2 protein-coding genes are annotated in these 1,705 nt (G+C 73.8%); one reads left to right on the forward strand and one right to left on the reverse strand.

Annotation, left to right across the window (positions count from 1 at the left end; all coding sequences use genetic code 11):
• Nucleotides 1-816: UDP-N-acetylglucosamine--N-acetylmuramyl-(pentapeptide) pyrophosphoryl-undecaprenol N-acetylglucosamine transferase (locus tag ABD378_RS03660; RefSeq protein ID WP_344518862.1), on the reverse strand; the 816-nt coding region annotated here is incomplete at its 3' end.
• 147 nt (nucleotides 817-963) lie between these two features.
• On the opposite strand from ABD378_RS03660, the gene ABD378_RS03665 reads away from it, so the two are divergent.
• Complete coding sequence (locus ABD378_RS03665; RefSeq protein WP_344518863.1) at nucleotides 964-1,665, forward strand: response regulator transcription factor; 702 nt, start codon at nucleotides 964-966, stop codon at nucleotides 1,663-1,665.
• Nucleotides 1,666-1,705 lie beyond the last annotated feature (40 nt).

Raw genomic sequence — 1,705 nt, forward strand, 5'->3', positions numbered from 1 at the left:
GGCCTTGGCGACCACATCGCCGCCCGCCGCCACGAGCCGCCGCCGCGTCTCGTCGAGCGCCGCGGGCCCCGTCTTGATCAGCAGCCGTACGTCGGCGCGGTGCCGCCAGCGCGCCGCGAGCCCCACGGCCGCCTCGGTAAGACGGGCCGCGCCGAGGCTGCCGCCGTTGAAGAGCAGCATCCGGGCCGCGTGCGGCACGCCGAACTCCCGGCGGGCCTCGGCCCGCAGCGCCCCCCGGTCGAGCGCGGCGAGCGGCGCCGCGATGGGCATCCCGGTGGTGTACGCCCGGTCACCGCCCGGCAGATGCTCCCGGCTGCGGTCGAAGGCGACCGCGATGTTCGGGGTGAGGCGGGCCGCGAAACGGTTGGCGCGGCCGGGGACGGCGTTGGACTCGTGGATGAGGCTCGGAAGACCGGCCATCCTGGCGCCGACGATGACGGGAGCGCTGGGGTAGCCGCCCATCCCGACGGCGACCTGCGCGCCCTGTGCCCGCAGGATCGCCCGGCACTGGGCGCCGGACTTCACCAGGGCGGCGGGCAGGAGAAACCGCTTGGCGCCGAGCGACGGGTCGAACGGAATCATGTCGACGGTGTGGAGGCGGTATCCGGCGTCCGGTATCAGGCGGGTCTCGAGCCCCCGTTCCGTACCGACGAAGGAGACGACCGCGCCCGGCGCGGCCCGCCGCAGGGCGTCGGCGAGGGCGAGCCCTGGATAGATGTGTCCACCGGTGCCGCCCGCGCCGATGACGACGGAGAGAGGGGCACGCCCGTTGGCCGGGGCGCCTGTCTCGGGAGATCGCAAATCGGGTGTTCGCATGGCAATGGAGCATCACGCGCAGGTCTAAGAGGGTTTTAAGAGCCGCGTTTGGCACCTTGGGTCCATGAGATCTCCAAAAAGCCGCCCCCGTTGTGCCCACCGCTGCCGGGCACAGATGAACCAGGCGTCCAGTGCGACAGGCCCAGCATGAGCGCACCCCCCGCCGCCAAGGTCCTCGTAGTCGACGACGACCCCGAAGTCCGCGCAGCGGTGGAGGACGCCCTCACGATCGAGGGCCACCTGGTCCGCGGCGCCCCCGACGGGCAGCGCGCGCTCAGCGCCGTCGCCCGCTGGGAACCCGACCTCCTGGTCCTGGACGTGATGATGCCGGTCCTGGACGGCCTCGCCGTATGCCGCCAACTGCGCGCCGCGGGCGACCGCACCCCGGTCCTCGTCCTCACCGCCCTCGGCTCCGTCAGCGAACGCGTCGACGGCCTCGACGCGGGCGCGGACGACTACCTGGTGAAGCCCTTCGCCCTCGACGAGCTCGTCGCCCGGGTCCGCGCCCTGCTGCGGCGTGCGGCCCCGGAGCAGCCCGCCGCCGACGGCGACGACCTCGCGTACGCCGATCTCGTCCTGGACCCCGCGACCCGCACCGGCCGCCGCGGCCACCGCGCGGTCGAGTTCAGCCGCACCGAGTTCGCCCTGCTCGAACTGCTCCTGCGCAACGCGGGGCAGGTCCTTCCGCGCGAGCTCATCCAGCAGTCGGTCTGGGGCCGCGACTTCGGGCCCGACTCCAACTCCCTTGCCGTGTACGTCGGTTACCTGCGCCGCAAGCTGGAGTCGGGCGGCGAGTCACGCCTCGTGCACACCGTGCACGGCGTCGGCTACCGGCTCGGCAGCCCATGAGCGCCCGGCGCAGGCTCGGCGCCCGGTGGGGGGGGAGGGG

The organism is Streptomyces rectiviolaceus (genome assembly GCF_039533825.1).
In the GTDB taxonomy this organism is placed as follows: Bacteria; Actinomycetota; Actinomycetes; order Streptomycetales; family Streptomycetaceae; genus Streptomyces; species Streptomyces rectiviolaceus.

What these genes read in the sequence shown, in the direction of transcription:
- ABD378_RS03665 (WP_344518863.1), top strand. Translation starts at nt 964, where the DNA reads ATGAGCGCACCCCCCGCCGCCAAGGTCCTCGTAGTCGACGACGACCCC.